The sequence below is a fragment of the Mesorhizobium sp. M0771 genome, assembly GCF_040320155.1.
Taxonomy (GTDB): Bacteria; Pseudomonadota; Alphaproteobacteria; order Rhizobiales; family Rhizobiaceae; genus Mesorhizobium.
Genome location: NZ_JAMYPC010000019.1, coordinates 107,567 through 125,056, shown reverse-complemented (window position 1 = coordinate 125,056; position 17,490 = coordinate 107,567). Strand labels below are relative to the sequence as shown.

Below are 17,490 nucleotides of genomic sequence, written 5' to 3'. Positions count from 1 at the left end.
AAGGCAATGAAAAGGCCGGCCGAAGGCTAATCGGCCGGCCTTTCGGCGGCATATGTCAGGCTGCGAGCGCCGTTTCGGCCAGTTTCACCCAGTAGCTCATGCCGTGCGGGATGACTTCGTCGTTGAAGTCGTAGGCCGGATGGTGGAGGCCGGCGGTCTCGCCATTGCCGATGAAGATGAAGGCGCCAGGGCGGGCTTCCAGCATGTAGGAGAAGTCTTCGCCGCCCATCACCGGCTGGATGGCGCGGTGGACCTGGGTGTCGCCGGCGACATGTGCCGCGACATCGCCGGCAAAGACCGTTTCTTCCGGATGATTGAAGGTCACGGGATAGTTGGCGTCATAGTCGACAGTGATCGTCGCGCCGAAGGCGGTGGCTATTCCTTCGCAGATGGTGCGGATGCGCTCTTCCGACTTCTTGGCGATCTCTTTCTTCAGTGTGCGCACCGTGCCGGCAATCTCGGCGGTCTCGGGAATGACGTTGTAGGCGTCGCCGGCGTGGAACTTCGTCACCGAAACCACCACCGCCTCGACCGGATCGGTGCTGCGCGAAGCGACCGTCTGAAGGGCGCCGACCAACTGGCTGGTGATGACGATCGGGTCGATCGTGCCGTGCGGCATCGCCGCATGGCCGCCGCGGCCCTTCACGGTGATGGTGAACTCGGCGGTCGCCGCCATGATCGGGCCCGGCCGGATGGCGAACTGGCCCACCGGCAGGCCCGGCATGTTGTGCATGCCAAAGACTCGCGAAATATCGAAACGCTCCATCATGCCGTCCTTGACCATCTCGTTGCCGCCGCCGCCGCCCTCTTCCGCCGGCTGGAAGATAACCGCGACCGAGCCGGCGAAATTGCGCGTTTCGGTCAGATATTTGGCGGCGCCCAAAAGCATCGCCGTATGGCCGTCATGGCCGCAGGCATGCATTTTGCCGGGAATGGTCGAGGCATAGGGCTTGCCGGTGATCTCGTTGATAGGCAGCGCGTCCATGTCGGCGCGCAAGCCGATGGTCGCGCCTTGCCCCTTGCGGCCATGGATGATGCCGACCACGCCGGTCTTGCCGAGGCCCGTCACCACGTCGTCGCAGCCGAATTCCTTCAGCTTCTCGGTGACGAAGGCGGCGGTCTTGAAGACATCGAAATTCAGTTCTGGCGTCTGGTGCAGATGGCGTCGCCAGCCGGCAACTTCATCCTGCATCTCGGCGGCGCGGTTGAGAATCGGCATAATGGTTCCATCTCGCTGTTGGAGCAGACGATCTGGCCTGCTTGATTGCAATTGTGATTGCCATGCTTGTTGCCATCTTGGCACTTTGCCATCTTGGCGTCACATAGGGTAAATAGCACCCCAGACAATGTGATCCGGAAATTGAGGGCCGGATCAGGTCATGCTGGCCATCGCGTAACGAAATCTTACGGAGCCAGGGGCGACTACGGCAAGAGGCGATTTCGGATTCCATGATGCGGCACAGCCATATCCTCAAATTACTGCTAACGGGCGGCTTGGCGCTACCCATGCTGGCTGGGCCAGCTTTGGCCAATCCGGTGATCCTGTTCGACCTCAACAGCGGCAAGGTTCTGCAGCACCAGGACGCATTCAAGCGCTGGTATCCCGCTTCGCTGAGCAAGCTGATGACCGCCTATGTCACCTTCCGGGCGATTGCCGCCGGCGAGGTCCAGCTCGATTCACCGATCAAGGTGACCAAGCATTCGGCGGGCGAACCGCCCAGCAAGATGGGCTTCAAGCCGGGCTCGGTGATGCGGCTCGACAATGCGTTGAAGATGATGCTGGTCAAATCGGCCAACGATATCGCCATGGCCATCGGCGAAAACATAGGCGGCTCGCAGGCCGGATTCGCCGTTCGCATGAATGCGGAGGCGGCGCGGCTCGGCATGACCGGAACGCATTTCGTCAATCCGAACGGACTGTTTTCGCCGGAGCAGTATACGACGGCGCGCGATCTTGCCCTGCTGGTGATGGCGATCCGCAAGGAATTCCCGCAATACGCCCCCTGGTTCTCGATCGAAGGCCTTGCCGTCGGCAAGAAGGCGATCTCCAACTACAATCTCTTGATCGGGCGCTATCCCGGCGCCGACGGCATGAAAACCGGGTTCGTCTGTCCCTCGGGCTTCAACATGATCGGCTCGGCGACACGCAATGGCCGCACGCTGGTCGCGGTCGTGCTCGGCGAAAAATCGGCGATCAGCCGTGCCGAGACCGCCGCCAGGCTGCTCGACCAGGGCTTTGCCACGCCCGACCCGAACTGGCTCACGGTCGCGGCCATGCCTTCCTATGGCGATACAATGTCACCCAACGACATGCATGATGAGATCTGCAGGAAGAAGGCGCCGCACGAGCAGTCCGAGGCGGCTCCGCCGGTGGCCGCGAAGGGTGCCGACGTGCCGAAATCGCCCTATCAGGAAAAGCTCGACCACGTGCCGACGCTGGTTGCCGTGGGCCTCGGCGGCGCCACCGGGCCGGCGCCGAAGGCGATGCTCGACCAGGGCGGCCAGGAATACGCCGATGTGCCGCTGCCGAGCTGGCGGCCAGACATTCCGGCGCCAAAGGGCGCCGAACCGGCCGTGGTGGGCCAGGCAACCGCGGTGCAGGGCGACCAGCTGGTCAAAGCCGCGAACTAGGCGATGGCTGGCTTTCCGATACCCGTCACGGTGGTCACCGGCTTCCTCGGCGCCGGCAAGACGACATTGCTCAACCGGCTGCTCAAAGATCCGGCACTGGTCGACACGGCCGTCATCATCAACGAATTCGGTGAGGTGGCGATCGACCACCTGCTGGTCGAGCAGGCCTCGGACGGCATCATCCAGTTGTCCGACGGCTGTCTGTGCTGCACGGTGCGCGGCGAACTGGTCGATACGCTGGCTGACCTCGTCGACCGGCTGCAGACCGGCCGTATCGCCCGCCTTGCCCGCGTCGTTGTCGAAACCACCGGGCTCGCCGATCCGGCGCCGGTGCTGCAGTCGATCATGGCGCATCCCGCCCTTGTGCAGGCCTTCCGACTTGATGGCGTCATCACGCTGGTCGACGCGGTCAACGGCAATGCGACGCTCGACGGCCATGTCGAGGCGGTCAAGCAGGTGGCGGTCGCCGATCGCATCGTGCTGACCAAGGTCGATCTGGCCAGCGATCCCGGCGACGTCGATGCTTTGCGAACGCGACTCCATCAGCTCAATCCAGGCGCCGTGGTGCTGGAGGCCGGCGACGGCCGAACCGGCGTCACGGCGCTGTTCGATTGCGGCCTCTACAATCCGGCGACCAAATCCGCCGATGTCCGGCGCTGGCTCGGCGAAGAAGCCGCCCATGAGCACCACCATCATCATGATCACGGCGAACATGAGCACCACCACTGCCACGATTCCCGCGTGCGCTCCTACTCGCTGGTCCATGACGGCCCGGTGCCGTTTTCGGCGATCGAGATGTTCCTCGACCTGCTGCGTTCTGCGCATGGCGACAAGCTTTTGCGGATGAAGGGCGTCATCGAGCTTGCGGAGGACCCGTCGCGGCCGCTTGTCGTCCACGGGGTGCAGAAGATCCTGCATCCGCCGGCGCGGCTGCTGGCCTGGCCGGACGGCCAACGCGGCACCAGGCTGGTGCTGATCACGCTCGATATGCCGGAAGATTATGTGCGCCGGCTGTTTTCCGCCTTCACCAACCGGCCGTCGATCGACACGCCGGATCGCGCGGCGCTGGAGAGCAATCCGCTGGCGATAGCCGGGGGCTGATTGTCAGGCTCGCTATGCGCCGCGTTCGACCAGGAAGCGGTGGCCGCCGCTGACGGCTGACGTTTCAACAAGCTGGTGGCCAGCGTCGGCGCAAAAGGCGGGGATGTCGATGACCGCCAGCGGGTCGGTGGTCTCCAGCCAAAGCCGGCTGCCCGGCTGCATTGCCGCCAGGCGTTTTTTCGCCTTGAGAACGGGCAGGGGGCAGTTCAGGCCCTTGAGGTCATAGATCGCGGTGTGATTTGTTTGTTTGTCTTCATGCATGTCTTTGTCCCAAAACCGCTGCGCACTTTTGGGCGACATGCATCGGCAAGGCGAAAAACCTCAGCCGCCGAACATGCCTAGCAGCTTGTTCTTGATCTTCGACATCCGGCTTTCGTCCGCCGGCGGTTCTGCAGGCGCCGCCTCGACGCTCGCAGTGGCGACCGGCTGCTGGGGGGCCTGCTTGGCTGCTTCCTTTTCGGCCAGCGCTTGGGCCTTTGCGGCTTGCTTTTCAGCCAGTGCCTGGGCCTTGGCGGCTTTCGCAGCCTCGATGGCAGCAACCCGCTGTTCCTCGGCCTTGCGCTTGGCTTCCTTCTCTGCGTCCAGCGCCGCCATCTTGCGGCCGGCGGGCGAATCGATGCGGCCCATGCGCGCCGTCTCGGTCAGCGTGCCGTCGGAATTCAGCGACGGCGGTTCGATCGGCACGCGCTCGCCCCGGGCGCGGCGCTTCGACCAGTCTGAAACGATGGCGGCTTCCTTGATGCCGGCAATGGTTGGCTTGGGCGCTGGCACGCTGGCCTTGACCGCGCCGGTGAAGGCCGCGTCATAGCTGCTTTGATAGGCGTTGAGTGCGCTCTTCAGCGAATCGGGCTGCGTGGTCGCGGGGCATGCGCCAGTCGGATCGAATGTCGTGCCCTCAGGCGCCACCTGGTTGAAGACATAGCGCTTGTCGCAGACATCGACCTTCGGTGGCACCTTGGTGATCTCGAAATTGTCGTAACCGACCTTCAGCATCTTCCAGAACTCATAGTTCGGGTCGTTGCGGTAGCGCGCCATGTTGGCGGCGGTCATGCGGAACGGGAAGGCCTGGATCTGGAACTCGGTCTGGCCGCCCTGGAAGGCATCGCGACCAAAAGCGTAGATCTGCTCGATCTGCGGGTCGGTCATCGAATAACAGCCCGACGACGAGCAGGCGCCGTGCACCATCAGATTGGCGCCGGTGCGGCCATTGGCACGGTCATAGGCGTTGGGATAGCCGATGTTGAAGGACAGGTGATAGTTCGAGCGCGGATTCATCTGCGACGGGCGGACCGTATAGAAACCTTCCGGCGCCTGGCGGTCGCCCTCGGTGTATTTTGGGCCGAGCTTGCCCGACCATTTGCAGATGTCGTAGCTGGCGACCATCTCGTAGCGGCCGGTGGTCTTGGCCTTCCAGATTTCGAGCTTGCCTTCTTCCTTGAAGATGCGAGCCATCACCGACGAGGTGCGGATCATGCCCTTGGCTTTCATGTCGGCCAGGATCTTGTCCGGCAGCGGCTTGCTGGCTTCCGGCGCAAAATTCTTCATCGAGGAATCGTTGCAGCCGGCAACGCCAAGCGCGGCGATCAGGAGTCCAGTGCGGGCAAGCTTGGTAAACATGGATACGGCTATGTCTTTTTCTCGCGGCACGGCCGGATAGCGCCCGGGCCTGCATGCTGAACACTGACGGACCCTAAGCCCGTTAACCTTGAAAATTCCTTACCGCAAGCGTCGGACGGCGCCCCCCACGGCAATTCGCCCGGTGTCACGGATTTTTTATTGAGCCGAATGCGGCGGCATTTTTGTGGCGAAATTGCTCCTTGACGCCACATTGCGGTGCGCTGCCGGCCAAAATCAGAGGCTGCGGCCCATCGCCAGATATTTTTCGCGGCGCTGTTCGCGAAAATCGGTGTTGGCGCCGGCAAAATCCTTCATCGTCTTGGCGATGAGATCGCCGGTGGCGGCGATCACCGTTTCGGGCGCGCGCTGGGCGCCGCCGAGCGGCTCGGCAATGATGGCGTCGATGATCTTCATTTCCAGAAGGTCCTGGGCGGTGATCTTCATGTTGGTCGCCGCATCTTTCGAGCGCGTGGTGTCGCGCCACAGGATCGAGGCAGCGCCTTCCGGCGAGATCACCGAATAGATGGCGTGTTCCAGCATGTAGACGCGGTTGGCGGTGGCGATCGCAATGGCGCCGCCCGAACCGCCTTCGCCGATTACAACCGAAATCGATGGCACTTTGAGGCCGAGGCAGGCCGAGGTTGAGCGGGCGATGGCTTCAGCCTGGCCGCGTTCCTCGGCGCCAACGCCGGGGTAAGCGCCGGCGGTGTCGACCAGCGTCAGAAGTGGGATCTGGAAACGGTCGGCAAGTTCCATCAGCCGCACGGCCTTGCGGTAGCCTTCAGGGCGCACCGAGCCGAAATTGTGCTTGAGCCGGCTCGCCGTGTCGGAGCCCTTTTCCTGGCCGATGACGGCCACCGGTTCGCCGCGGAAGCGGGCGAAGCCGCCGATGATCGCCTGGTCCTCGCCGAAATTGCGGTCGCCGGCGAGCGGCGTGAAATCGCTGAACAGACCCTTGATGTAGTCGAGGCAATGCGGCCTGTCGGTGTGGCGCGCGACCTGCACCTTCTGCCACGGCGTCAGCGCCTTGTAGATGTCGCGCAGCGCGTCGCGCACGCGCTTCTCGAGCCGGCTGATTTCGTCGCCGACGTCGACCGCCTCGCCATTCTCGGCAAGCTTCTTCAGCTCGAGGATCTTGAGTTCAAGGTCCTGCACCGGCTTTTCGAAATCGAGGTAATTGTACATTCTTGAGCGGACCGATGCGTCGGAAGGCAAACATCGCGCAGATGTAGGCTCCGCGCGGGCACGTTGCCCTCACATAGCGATATGAGGCCTAGTCGGCAAGCGGATGATGATCGTTGACCAGCCGCACCAACCGCTCTTCCAGCACATGCGTGTAAATCTGCGTGGTCGAGATATCGGCGTGGCCGAGCAGCTGCTGCACCGCCCTGAGATCGGCGCCGTTCTGCAGGAGATGGCTGGCGAAAGCATGGCGCAGCACATGCGGCGAAATTTTCGCCGCCGATATGCCGGCCCGCGCGGCAAGGCCTTTGAGATCGCGGGCAAAGACCTGCCGGGAGAGAAAGCCGCTGTCGCCGGCGGCCGGGAACAGAAACGGGCTGTCGGCGAAAGCCGGCACCGTGGCCCGGGCTGTGAGCCAAGCCCGCATCGCCGTGCGGGCCTTGGCCGACAGCGGCACCATGCGCTCCTTGTCGCCCTTGCCGCGCACCATGAAGAAGCGGTCGTCGCGCTGGGCGACGGTCACCGGCAGGCCGACTAGTTCGGAGACGCGCAAGCCGGTGGCATAGAGCACCTCCACCAAAGCGTGCAGGCGCAGTGCAGCCACCCGGTCACCATTGACGGCATCGCCTGTCTCAAGCGCGGCGCGGTCGAGCAGCCGACCGGTATCGGCCTCGCTCATCGTCTTGGGCAGCGGCCGGCCCTTTTTCGGACTGTCCAGCGTGCCGGTCGGGTCGTCGCCGCGCAAGCCCTCGGCGTAGAGAAACTTGAAGAACTGGCGGATCGCCGACAGTTTGCGCGCCTGCGACGTCGACGCAAAGCCGCGCGCCGCGATATCGTCGAGATAGGCGCGGATGTCGGCTGCGGCGGCAGCGGCAAGCCCGCCGGCAATCTGCTGCGAAGCGTCTTCGAGATCACGGCGGTAGGAAGACAGCGTGTTTGCAGCGGCACCGCGTTCGGCGCTCATCATCTCGAGAAAGGCTTCGATGCGAGCCGCGCTGTTCATGTTCCAGGGGTCAGTTTTGGGTCAGTTTTTCTTGGGGTTCAGCTTTTCCGGTGGAATGCGCACGGTGATTTCGGCTTTTTTCGGCTCGACGAACATCGCCAACGCCACCATCGTACCATAGGCAATGCCGGCAAGAATCATCATCGTCACGACAAAGCGGAACAGTGTCGGCATCAATCTTCGCCCGTCTTCTTGCTCTGCGATTCCAAGCCCTGTGTCCTTATGGGACGCTAATTCCGTCAATTCAAGGACGAAGGGCTCTGCGTGCGAAAGGCGCTGTGCTTGACGCAAACGGGCTTTTGATGTCGATACGCCGGCAAAGACGGCTTAGAAACAGCATGGTCTCATGAACGCGTTACCAGCAAATCCTCCCGGCGATAGCCATGCCGCGCTGCTCGACAGGCTGGGCAGCCGCTCGATCGTCTTTGTTGGCCTGATGGGCGCCGGAAAGACGGCGATCGGCCGCAAGGTGGCGACGATGCTGTCGCTGCCCTTCGTCGACAGCGACCAGGAGATCGAAACCGTGTCGCGCATGACGGTGCCGGAACTGTTCGAACGCTATGGCGAGACCGAATTCCGGGCATTGGAGCAGCGCGTCATCCTGCGCGTGCTGGAGAGTGGGCCGCAGGTGCTGTCGACCGGCGGCGGCGCGTTCATGAATGCGCAGACGCGGGAAGCGATCGCCGGGCATGGCGTGTCGGTGTGGCTGAAGGCCGAGATCGACCTATTGATGGAACGCGTGTCCAAGAAGCAGAACCGGCCGTTGCTCAAAAGCGCCGATCCGCGCGCCGTGCTCGAGCGACTGATGGGCGAGCGCTACCCGGTCTATGCCACGTCCAACATCACCGTGCCGACACGCGACGACCGCAAGGAGGTCATTGCGACGGAGGTTGTCGACGCGCTGTGCGGGCATTTCGGCATTCCGGCTCCGACTGCGCCAGGCGAGGTGCGGCTGTGAGCGAACCGGTCACTGTCGAGGTCGGCCTTGGCGAGCGTGCCTATGACATCCTGATCGGCCCTGGCCTTTTGGCGCGCGCCGGCGCCGAGATTTCGCGCCGCCTGCCCGGCACGAGGGCGGCGGTGGTCACCGACGACAATGTCGCGGCGGCACATCTCGACGCGCTGAAGGCCGGTCTGGAAACAGGCGGCATCCAGCCTGCCGTCATCACTTTGCCGGCCGGCGAAAAGACCAAGAGCTTTGCCCATCTCGAAGAGGTGGTCGACGGCGTGCTCGCCGCCAAGCTGGAGCGCGGCGATGTCGTCATTGCGCTCGGCGGTGGCGTCATCGGCGACCTGACCGGCTTTGCCGCCGGCATCGTGCGCCGCGGCATGAATTTCGTCCAGATTCCAACCTCGCTGCTGGCGCAGGTCGATTCCTCGGTCGGTGGGAAGACCGGCATCAACAGCCCGCGCGGCAAGAATCTGGTCGGCGTCTTCCATCAGCCGAAGCTGGTGCTGGCCGACACCGAAGTGCTCGACACGCTGCCGATCCGCGAATTTCGCGCCGGCTATGCCGAGCTTGCCAAATACGGATTGATCGACCGACCGGCGTTTTTCGCCTGGCTGGAAGCGAACTGGGAAAAGGTGTTCGCCGGTGGTGCGGAACGGGCGGAGGCGATCGCCGGGGCCTGCCGCGCCAAAGCCGATGTCGTCGCCCGCGACGAGTTCGAAACCGGCGACCGCGCACTGCTCAATTTTGGCCACACGTTCGGCCATGCGCTGGAAGGCGCCACACAGTATGATGGCGGCCGCCTCGTCCATGGCGAAGGCGTCGCCATCGGCATGGCGCTGGCGCACCGCTTTTCCGCAAGGCTCAATCTGGCCAGCCCGGACGACGCGGCGCGGGTCGAGGCGCATCTTCGCGCCGTCGGTCTACCCTGGCGGATGGCCGACATCCCTGGTGAGTTGCCCGATGCCGAGGCGCTGCTTGGCTTCATCACCCAGGACAAGAAAGTGTCGCGCGGCGCGCTGACCTTCATCCTGACGCGCGGCGTTGGCCAGGCTTTTATTGCCAAGGATGTACCGGCGTCGGAGGTGCTTTCGTTCCTCAGCGAAAACCATCCGGGCCAGGAAAGCCGGCGGCGATGATCAACGAACCCGGCTGGACCGTCGTCGCCGTCCTTGCCATCCTTACCCTGCTGGTCCTGGCCGTGCGCACGCGCCTGCTTGCCATGTTCGGCTATGAGTTGTCGCGCATCGAGCCGCAGCGCTCGACCCAGGACGAGTTGCGCGGCGCGGTCGACGATTTCCGCCGCGACGGCCAGATGGTGCGAGAGGACCGCGACCGCGTCGGCGGGCTGTTCGATCTCGCCGAACTCGAAGTCTCCGACATCATGGTCCATCGCACCAATATGCGCTCGGTCAATGCCGACAATGGGCCGGAAGCGGTGGTGCGCGAGATCCTGCAAAGCCCACACACCCGCATGCCGTTGTGGAAAGGCTCGCTCGACAACATTGTCGGCGTGCTGCACGCCAAGGACCTGCTGCGAGCGCTGAACGAGGTCGGCAACGACTTTTCCCGGATCGACGTGATGAAGATCGCGTCGAAGCCGTGGTTCGTGCCCGACACCACCACGCTGCAGGAACAACTCAACGCCTTCCTGCGCGCCAAGGCGCATTTCGCTATCGTCGTCGACGAATATGGCGAGGTCGAAGGGCTGGTGACGCTGGAGGACATTATCGAGGAGATCGTTGGCGAGATCGCCGACGAGCACGATGTCGACATTCAGGGCGTCAAGCAGGAGGCGGACGGTTCCGTGGTCGTCGACGGCACCGTGCCGATCCGCGATCTCAACCGGGCGCTCGACTGGAACCTGCCTGACGAGGAAGCGACCACCATTGCCGGGCTGGTCATCCACGAGACGCAGTCGATCCCCGAGGAAAAGCAGGCTTTCACCTTCCACGGCAAGCGCTTCGTGGTGATGAAACGCGACAAGAACCGGATCGCCAGGATCAGGATCAGGCCGGCGGGCGAATCCTAAAGGTACCGAGCAGGCCCGCAACAGAACGCTCTTTGCCGAGTTTATGCCGCGATCTGGCTCGTAGACCGTTCGTGGATTGTCGCACCGGTTTGAGCGTCAACTGCAACCAGGCTGACCTCGTAGCCCCAGAGGCTGCGTACATGGCGGAGCGTCGCGTCACGGCTGGCGCCTTCGAGCACAACACCATCCTTTACCCTGTGTTGCAGCCGCAACTGCCGGTCGCCGAGCAGGTCGACATCAATCACCTGGATGTCCGGCCGATTCGCTCCAAGGTCGTAACTGTGGGCAAGCTGGGCGCGTATCTTGTGATAGCCACGTTCGTTGTGGATCGAGGCGACTTCGAAATGCGGTTGGTCGGCTCCATCGCCAAGCACGAAGAACCGCCATTTTCGGATCAAGCTCGGGCTGAGATACTGGCGGATAAAGGATTCGTCGCGGTGGTTGGCCCAGGCCTCAAGCAGGACCTCGCGCCAGTTGCCATGTCCTGCAATGTCCGGGAACCAGTCGCGGTCCTCCGCCGTCGGCTCGGTCGAAATGCGCTGTATGTCCTGCATCATGTCGAGGCCGAGGGCATAGGGATTGATGCCTGAAAACCGGGGATCGTCAAAGGCCGGCTGGAAGATCACGTTCGAATGGTTGCGCAGGATTTCGAGCATGGCACCTTCGCCGATCCGGCCACGATCGAATAGCATGTTCATGAGCGTATAATGCACGAAGGTGGCGCAGCCTTCATTCATCACTTGAGTCTGTCGCTGCGGGTAGAAATATTGCGCGATGACGCGGACGATCCTGATGATCTCGCGCTGCCAGGGTTCCAGGGTCAGGCTGTTCTTCTCGAGGAAATACAGGAGGTTTTCCTCGGGCAGGTTGAGCGATCTCTTGCGCTCCGCCATCCCTTGATCCTCATTGCCGGACTTGTTTTTGTTCTGCGACGGCGGCAGCGTGCGCCACAGATCGTTGTAGGAGCGCTCTTCGTATTCGAGGCGCTCGCGAAGCCCTTCGCGCTGTCGCTCCGACGAGAGCTTTGGCGGTCGGTGGTAGCGGAACACCCCTTGTTCCATCAGCGCATGGGCGGAATCGAGAATGGCCTCCACTGCTGCAAGGCCGTGCCGCTCCTCGCACCGGGCGATGTAGCCCTTGGCGAAGTCCAGATAACCCAGGATTGCCCCGGCGTCGGTCCATTGCTGAAACAGATGATTGTTCTTGAAGAAATGATTGTGGCCAAGCGCCGCGTGGGCCGTCACAAGGGCCTGCAACGCCATGGTGTTTTCCTCCATGAGGTAGACGATGCAGGGATTGGAGTTGATGACCAGTTCATAGGCCAGCCCCCGACCACCCTTACGGTAAAGAAGCTCCTGGTGAAGGAAATGTTTGCCGAACGACCAATGCCGATACATCAGTGGCATGCCGATAGATGAGTAGGCGTCGAGCATCTGCTGGGAGGAGATTATCTCCATCTGGACCGGGTAAGTATCGAGATGCAACTCGTCGACCGCGATCGCCTCGATCTCTTCAAAAGCCCGCGATAATTTCTCGAAATTCCAGTCAGAACCGGAAAACAACAAATTCGTTTCGTTGGCTCGCCTGACCATCTCTCTCTCTCAAGCGCTCTTGATGGCCGCCGGCTGCCTGGCGAAGAGCCGGTGGAAGACCGGGTAAATATCCGCGGGAGCAGCGATGCGGCTCATCTGGAAGTTGGGCCATTTCAGCTCGATCGTACTGTAGGCGCGCCAAAGCGACGTCCCGTTTTCGGTAGCACCGAATATGTGGCTCTCGCGTTCGTCGATGATCTCGACATAGGCGAAATACTGGCACAGGCGCATGAGCTTGCCGTTCATGAGCTCTATGCATCGCTCGGAATCGGTGGTGAAATTGTCCCCGTCAGAGGCCTGCGCGGCGTAAATGTTCCACTCGCTGGCAGGATAGCGCTGGCCGATAATGCGGTGCATTTCGTCGAGCGCGGTGGAGACGATCGTACCGCCGCTCTGCGTGTTGTAGAAGAACGTGTCCTCATCCACTTCGTGCGCCTCATGGGTATGGCGGATGAAGACGATCTCCGTGCGTTCGTAGCGCCGTTTCAAGAACAGGTGCAGCAGCACGAAGAAGCGTTTGGCCAAGTCCTTTTCGCGTTGGCCCATCGATCCGGACACGTCCATAAGGCAGAACATGACGGCATTGGCATTCGGCACCGGCCGGGCGTCGAAGCGGTTGAATCGGATATCGACCGGATCGACAAAGGCAATTCGCCTGCGCCGTCGCTCCAGCCGGTCAAGCTCGTCGCGTAATTCCGCGATGCGCTGGCGCACCGCCGCGCCGGCCGGGGCCGACTCAAGCGTGACGATTTCCCGGAGGATCGCCTCCAGTTCCTGCTGCGTGGGGCGCCTCAGCGCAATGCGCCGGCCTAGGCTGTTGCGCATGGTGCGGCCGGCATTGATGTTGGTCGGGGAACCGGTTGCCGCGAAGCCGGCCCGGCGCGGCTTGAAGGCAAGGATTTCCTTGAGATTGAGCTTAACCAGGTCGGGCAGTTCGAGATCCTCAAAAAAGAGTTCGAGCACCTCCTCGCGTGACAGCACGAAACGAAAATCGTCTTCCGACGCCGTGTTTCCTGGCGACGACGCCGCGCCGCCCCCATGCGGCTTCGGGAGCAGGTCTCCAGGGGAAAAATGCCTGTTGCCCGGAAGGATGTGTCGGCGCCGTCCGCTGGCCCTGTCATCGTTGAAGCTCGGCTCGGCCGTTTTCCTTTCAGGCATGGGCACGGCGTGCTCGGTATCCACGTCGGCGATCCTGCCAGTGCGGATTTGATCGCGAATGCTCCGCTTCAACTCCTCGCGAGCACGCCTGAGGAAGCGTTGTCGATTGCCAAGGCTCTTGTCCTTGGGGTTCAGGCGACGGTCGATGAAGATCGGCATGGAACCATCCGGCTCTGTCAACCCGCCTTGTTCACCCGCATGTACCAGTCCACCAGCCGGCGTACCTGCCGTTCTGTGTAGCCACGCTCGATCATGCGCTGCACGAATTCGTTGTGGCGCTTTTCCGTAACGCTGTCTTGCTTGGAGCCGAAGCTGATCACCGGCAAGAGGTCCTCGACCTGTCCGAACATCCGCTTCTCGATGACCTCGCGCAGTTTTTCATAGCTGGTCCATGACGGGTTGCGGCCGTGGTTTCTTGCGCGAGCGCGCAGAGTGAACTTCACCACCTCGTTACGGAAGTCCTTGGGATTGGCGATGCCTGCCGGTTTCTCGACCTGCGAAAGTTCGTTGTCCAGGATCTCCCGGTTGAGGATCTGGCCGGTGTCGGGGTCCTTGTAGTCCTGGTCCTCAATCCAGGCATCCGCATAGGCGATGTAGCGGTCGAAGAGGTTCTGGCCGTATTCGCTATAGGACTCCAGATAGGCCTTCTGGATTTCGTGGCCGATGAACTCGGCGTAGCGCGCCGCAAGCTCCGACTTGATGAATTCAAGATAGGCCGCTTCCGTTTCCTTCGGGAACTGCTCCCGCTTGATCGCCTCCTCCAGAATGTACATCAGATGCACAGGATCCGCGGCCACCTCCTCATTATCGAAGTTGAATGTCTGCGAAAGGATCTTAAAGGCAAAGCGCGTGCTGACGCCCGTCATGCCTTCATCGACGCCGGCGGCGTCGCGATATTCTTGGACCGACTTTGCCCTGGGATCGACTTCCTTCAGATTTTCGCCGTCATAGGCGCGCATCTTGGTGTAGAGCGGCGAGTTGTCGTGCTCGGCCAAGCGCGTCGAAACTGCAAAGCGGCTGAGGATGTCCAAAACTTCAGGGGCACAGGGGCTGGCGGCCAACTCGCTCTCACGCAGCAATTTCTCATAGATCTGCCTCTCTTCGGTGATCCGCAGGCAATAGGGTACCTTGACCACCAGGATGCGATCGAGAAACGCCTCATTGTTCTTGTTGCTCTTGAACTGTTGCCATTCCGACTCGTTGGAATGGGCGACGATGATCCCCTGGTAGGGAAAGGCGCCGAAATTTTCAGTGCCGTTGTAGCTGCCTTCCTGTGTTGCGGTCAGCAGCGGATGCAGAACCTTGATGGGTGCCTTGAACATCTCGACGAATTCAAGCAGACCTTGCGTGGTCCGGTTCAGGCCACCGCTATAGGAATAGGCATCGGGGTCGGACTGGCTAAAATTTTCCAATTGCCTGATGTCGACCTTGCCGACCAGGGCCGAGACATCCTGATTGTTCTCATCGCCAGGTTCGGTCTTGGCAATGCCGATCTGGCGCAGCCGCGAAGGCATCAGCTTGACGACGCTGAATTTGGAGATGTCGCCAGACAATTCGTCGAGGCGCTTGGCCGCCCATGGCGAAATCAATCCGTTCAGCCGGCGCCGGGCTATGCCGTATTTATCCTCTAGCAGATCACCCATGTGATCGGGATGGAACAGCCCAAGCGGCGACTCGAAAACCGGGCTGATCTGGTTGCCGACCTTCAGCGTGTAGATCGGGCGCTGCTCCATCAGTTTCTTCAGGCGCTCGGCCAGAGAGGATTTGCCGCCGCCGACCGGGCCGAGGAGATAGAGGATCTGCTTGCGTTCTTCGAGCCCCTGCGAGGCATAGCGGAAATACCCGGCTATGCGCTCGATCGTATCCTCCATTCCATAGAAGTCGGAAAAATGAGGGTAGACCTTGAGGGTCCGATTCGAGAAAATGCGGCCGAGCCGCTCGTCTTTGCTGGTGTCAACCAGTTTTGGTTCGCCGATTGCGTCGACCATCCTTTCGGGAGCCGAAGCGTACATCGATTTGTCTTCCCGACAGGCAAGAAGATACTGTTGGATGCTGACCTCTTCGTCCGCCGCATTGGCATAAATTTCCGAAAAAAGATCGAAGACGTCGGATTGGGTTGCACGCATGATGTTCTGCCCTCGGAGCCGATCTGGATTCCAATCGCCTCATCACCTTCAACTGTCGGAAAGCATTGTTGGTTCCCTTCACATGAAGGAGAGTGGCTGCAATCCGGGTAGAAGGCTTGGGAGGAAACATTCGGAGTGGCTGGAATGGCGGGTTGCCCGGTGCTGCGGCGCTGATGGGCGGCGTTGTCGCCGGCCAGCTATCTCGATGGACACAAGCATCCGCCGACCTTCATCGCCTATTCGCGCGCCGAAGGCCGCGACGACCAATCGAAGGCTTTGCCAAACGCCTGCGCGCCATCGGCACTGAAGTGACGCTGTTCGACGGCAACGCCTACACGCATATGTCGATCAATCACGACTTCGGCGAGGACGGCGACGCGTTGACCGCCGCGATGCTGGCCTTCCTGAATGGACCGTCGGTTGATCCCCGATCCCCGCGAGGCGTCCTGGATCAGACCAAAAGCCCCGGCGGGACATTGCCGACCCGGCGGCTACAGGTGCAATTGTTCCTGAGTTGTCGATTGGGAAAGAAAATCATGAATGGCGCCGATCTGCTGTGCGACGTGCTCCTGGCCAATGACGTCACGGTCTGCTTCGCCAATCCTGGCACATCCGAAATGCATTTCGTTGCCGCACTGGACCGCAAACCTCAGATGCGCTGCGTGCTCGGCCTGTTCGAGGGCGTGGTGACCGGCGCCGCCGACGGCTATGCGCGCATGACCGACCGCCCGGCAGCAACGTTGCTGCATACCGGACCGGGTCTCGCCAACGGTTTGGCCAACATGCACAACGCAAGGCGTGCGCGCAGCCCGATGATCAACATTGTCGGCGACCATGCTTCCTACCATCTGCCGCTCGATGCCCCGCTGACCAGCGACATAGAAGGCCTGGCGTCGCCGATGTCGAACTGGGTTGGCCGCGTCAAGGGGCCGGCCGATATTGTGCCGGCCGCAGAGGCGGCTTTCCGCGCCTCACTCACGCCGCCTGGCGTCACGACCTTGATCCTGCCTGCGGATGCCGCCTGGGGCGAAGTTGCTGCGATTTCGCCTGGCAAGGTGAAGCTGGAGCCGCCGCCCGCCGTCGACATGGCTGTTGTGCGCACGATCGCCGAAGCAATCCGCGCCGCGCCGGGCCGTGTCGGCATGGTGGTGCGTGGGCAGGCGGCGCGCGCCGATGGACTTGAAATCGCAGGGAGAATGTCATCGGGAAGCGATGTCAGGCTGTTCAGTGAGGTTCTGATCGCCCGCATGCAGCGCGGCCGCGGGCGGTTCGCCCCGACCCGCATTCCCTATCCGGTCGATGCGGCGACGGCCATGCTCCGGGATATCGACTTGCTGGTGCTGGTCGGCGCCAAGGAGCCGGTTGCCTTCTTCGCCTATCCCGGCAAGCCCGGGCGGCTGGTTCGGGACGATTGCAAGGTGCTTTCGCTGGCGGCGCATGGCCAGGATCTGAAAGCGGCGCTGGAGGCGCTGGCTGCCGAGGTCGGCATCAAGCCGACGCAGCAATTCGCCGCCGCAACCGCCTTTCCAGACGAACCGACGCTGAGCGGCAGACTGACGGACGATGCCATCGCGCTGTCGGTGGCGCGCAAACTTCCGGCCAATGCCATCGTCTGCGACGAAGCGGTCACCTCGGCGAGACGGTTCTTCGCGCTATCCGCCTTTGCGGCGCCGCACGACTACATGATGGGTACGGGCGGATCGATCGGCGGCGGCATTCCGATGGCGACAGGAGCAGCGATCGCCTGCCCGGACCGCAAGGTGATCAATCTCGAGGCCGACGGCAGCGGCATGTACACGGTGCAGGGACTGTGGACCCAGGCCAGGGAAAAGCTTGACGTCGTGACCATCATCTTTTCCAACCGGACCTACGCCATCCTGCATGGCGAAATGAAGAATGTCGGGGTCAATGAGATCGGCGAGAACGCTAGGCGCATGCTCGATCTCGACCATCCGGCGCTGGACTGGGTTGCGCTGGCCAAAGGCATGGGCGTCGAGGCGGCCCGCGCCGACACGTGCGAGCGGTTCGACGCGCTGCTCGACAGTGCCCTGTCGCGTCCGGGACCGTTTCTCATCGAAGCGGTGATCTGAGGCGGAGAG

General features: G+C 62.1%; 15 protein-coding genes. 6 read left to right on the top strand and 9 right to left on the bottom strand.

The annotated features are described in order from the left end of the window. Positions 1 to 55 precede the first annotated feature (55 nt). Positions 56 to 1,219 (bottom strand): M20 aminoacylase family protein, encoded by a 1,164-nt coding sequence (locus tag NKI05_RS25275; RefSeq protein WP_023699100.1) that lies wholly within the window; start codon positions 1,217 to 1,219, stop codon positions 56 to 58. Between the two features lie 233 nt (positions 1,220 to 1,452). Here NKI05_RS25275 and NKI05_RS25270 point away from each other — a divergent pair, with 233 nt between their 5' ends. Both NKI05_RS25270 and NKI05_RS25265 read left to right on the top strand, forming a co-directional pair. Beyond that, entirely contained in the window at positions 1,453 to 2,631 is a 1,179-nt protein-coding gene (locus tag NKI05_RS25270) for a D-alanyl-D-alanine carboxypeptidase family protein (protein WP_023694057.1), read from the top strand. A gap of 3 nt (positions 2,632 to 2,634) precedes the next feature. Beyond that, a complete protein-coding gene (locus tag NKI05_RS25265) occupies positions 2,635 to 3,732 on the top strand; it encodes a CobW family GTP-binding protein (RefSeq protein ID WP_023815674.1) in 1,098 nt (365 codons plus the stop codon). 12 nt (positions 3,733 to 3,744) lie between these two features. On the opposite strand, the gene NKI05_RS25260 is transcribed toward NKI05_RS25265, so the two are convergent. The 5 genes from NKI05_RS25260 to NKI05_RS25240 form a co-directional block, all read right to left on the bottom strand. Beyond that, positions 3,745 to 3,993: a sulfurtransferase TusA family protein gene (locus NKI05_RS25260; RefSeq protein WP_027050749.1), complete on the bottom strand. Its 249-nt coding sequence runs from the start codon at positions 3,991 to 3,993 to the stop codon at positions 3,745 to 3,747. Between the two features lie 60 nt (positions 3,994 to 4,053). Then, positions 4,054 to 5,349 (bottom strand): L,D-transpeptidase family protein, encoded by a 1,296-nt coding sequence (locus tag NKI05_RS25255; protein ID WP_023815675.1) that lies wholly within the window; start codon positions 5,347 to 5,349, stop codon positions 4,054 to 4,056. Positions 5,350 to 5,583: 234 nt separating this feature from the next. Next, positions 5,584 to 6,534: an acetyl-CoA carboxylase carboxyltransferase subunit alpha gene (locus NKI05_RS25250; RefSeq protein ID WP_023685389.1), complete on the bottom strand. Its 951-nt coding sequence runs from the start codon at positions 6,532 to 6,534 to the stop codon at positions 5,584 to 5,586. 88 nt (positions 6,535 to 6,622) lie between these two features. Then, a complete protein-coding gene (locus NKI05_RS25245; protein ID WP_027050748.1) occupies positions 6,623 to 7,534 on the bottom strand; it encodes a site-specific tyrosine recombinase XerD in 912 nt (303 codons plus the stop codon). A gap of 21 nt (positions 7,535 to 7,555) precedes the next feature. Then, positions 7,556 to 7,708 (bottom strand): hypothetical protein, encoded by a 153-nt coding sequence (locus NKI05_RS25240; protein WP_023670666.1) that lies wholly within the window; start codon positions 7,706 to 7,708, stop codon positions 7,556 to 7,558. Positions 7,709 to 7,880: 172 nt separating this feature from the next. Between NKI05_RS25240 and NKI05_RS25235 the strand changes: the two genes are divergently transcribed. The 3 genes from NKI05_RS25235 to NKI05_RS25225 are packed head-to-tail and all read left to right on the top strand — an operon-like array spanning position 7,881 to position 10,515. Continuing rightward, positions 7,881 to 8,492 carry a shikimate kinase gene (locus NKI05_RS25235; protein WP_023670667.1) on the top strand — a complete coding sequence of 204 codons (612 nt, stop codon included), beginning with the start codon at positions 7,881 to 7,883 and terminating at the stop codon, positions 8,490 to 8,492. Next, the gene (gene aroB / locus NKI05_RS25230) at positions 8,489 to 9,622 is read left to right on the top strand and encodes a 3-dehydroquinate synthase (protein ID WP_352793389.1); all 1,134 of its coding nucleotides are present in this window, start codon (positions 8,489 to 8,491) and stop codon (positions 9,620 to 9,622) included. Before NKI05_RS25235 ends, aroB begins: the two co-directional genes overlap by 4 nt. Further along, positions 9,619 to 10,515 (top strand): HlyC/CorC family transporter, encoded by an 897-nt coding sequence (locus NKI05_RS25225; protein WP_023686735.1) that lies wholly within the window; start codon positions 9,619 to 9,621, stop codon positions 10,513 to 10,515. The genes aroB and NKI05_RS25225 overlap by 4 nt, the downstream gene beginning before the upstream one ends. A 41-nt stretch (positions 10,516 to 10,556) precedes the next feature. On the opposite strand, the gene NKI05_RS25220 is transcribed toward NKI05_RS25225, so the two are convergent. From NKI05_RS25220 to NKI05_RS25210, 3 genes are read right to left on the bottom strand one after another with little or no spacing between them, the layout of a single operon-like run. Beyond that, positions 10,557 to 12,107 (bottom strand): SpoVR family protein, encoded by a 1,551-nt coding sequence (locus tag NKI05_RS25220; RefSeq protein ID WP_023815677.1) that lies wholly within the window; start codon positions 12,105 to 12,107, stop codon positions 10,557 to 10,559. A gap of 9 nt (positions 12,108 to 12,116) precedes the next feature. Then, on the bottom strand, positions 12,117 to 13,424 hold the full coding sequence (locus NKI05_RS25215; RefSeq protein ID WP_023686733.1) for a YeaH/YhbH family protein: 1,308 nt from the start codon (positions 13,422 to 13,424) through the stop codon (positions 12,117 to 12,119). A 17-nt stretch (positions 13,425 to 13,441) separates the two neighbouring features. Then, entirely contained in the window at positions 13,442 to 15,391 is a 1,950-nt protein-coding gene (locus NKI05_RS25210) for a PrkA family serine protein kinase (protein WP_023714986.1), read from the bottom strand. A gap of 536 nt (positions 15,392 to 15,927) precedes the next feature. Between NKI05_RS25210 and NKI05_RS25205 the strand changes: the two genes are divergently transcribed. Beyond that, on the top strand, positions 15,928 to 17,481 hold the full coding sequence (locus NKI05_RS25205) for an acetolactate synthase large subunit (protein ID WP_023701378.1): 1,554 nt from the start codon (positions 15,928 to 15,930) through the stop codon (positions 17,479 to 17,481). Positions 17,482 to 17,490 lie beyond the last annotated feature (9 nt).

Bases quoted from the DNA above. Each gene is read 5' to 3' on its own strand.
- NKI05_RS25265 (WP_023815674.1), top strand. From the start codon at position 2,635: ATGGCTGGCTTTCCGATACCCGTCACGGTGGTCACCGGCTTCCTCGGC.
- NKI05_RS25205 (WP_023701378.1), top strand. From the start codon at position 15,928: ATGAATGGCGCCGATCTGCTGTGCGACGTGCTCCTGGCCAATGACGTC.
- NKI05_RS25235 (WP_023670667.1), top strand. From the start codon at position 7,881: ATGAACGCGTTACCAGCAAATCCTCCCGGCGATAGCCATGCCGCGCTG.
- NKI05_RS25220 (WP_023815677.1), bottom strand. From the start codon at position 12,107: ATGGTCAGGCGAGCCAACGAAACGAATTTGTTGTTTTCCGGTTCTGAC.
- NKI05_RS25225 (WP_023686735.1), top strand. From the start codon at position 9,619: ATGATCAACGAACCCGGCTGGACCGTCGTCGCCGTCCTTGCCATCCTT.
- NKI05_RS25255 (WP_023815675.1), bottom strand. From the start codon at position 5,349: ATGTTTACCAAGCTTGCCCGCACTGGACTCCTGATCGCCGCGCTTGGC.
- NKI05_RS25250 (WP_023685389.1), bottom strand. From the start codon at position 6,534: ATGTACAATTACCTCGATTTCGAAAAGCCGGTGCAGGACCTTGAACTC.
- NKI05_RS25240 (WP_023670666.1), bottom strand. From the start codon at position 7,708: ATGCCGACACTGTTCCGCTTTGTCGTGACGATGATGATTCTTGCCGGC.
- NKI05_RS25260 (WP_027050749.1), bottom strand. From the start codon at position 3,993: ATGCATGAAGACAAACAAACAAATCACACCGCGATCTATGACCTCAAG.
- NKI05_RS25210 (WP_023714986.1), bottom strand. From the start codon at position 15,391: ATGCGTGCAACCCAATCCGACGTCTTCGATCTTTTTTCGGAAATTTAT.
- NKI05_RS25275 (WP_023699100.1), bottom strand. From the start codon at position 1,219: ATGCCGATTCTCAACCGCGCCGCCGAGATGCAGGATGAAGTTGCCGGC.
- NKI05_RS25270 (WP_023694057.1), top strand. From the start codon at position 1,453: ATGCGGCACAGCCATATCCTCAAATTACTGCTAACGGGCGGCTTGGCG.
- NKI05_RS25245 (WP_027050748.1), bottom strand. From the start codon at position 7,534: ATGAACAGCGCGGCTCGCATCGAAGCCTTTCTCGAGATGATGAGCGCC.
- NKI05_RS25215 (WP_023686733.1), bottom strand. From the start codon at position 13,424: ATGCCGATCTTCATCGACCGTCGCCTGAACCCCAAGGACAAGAGCCTT.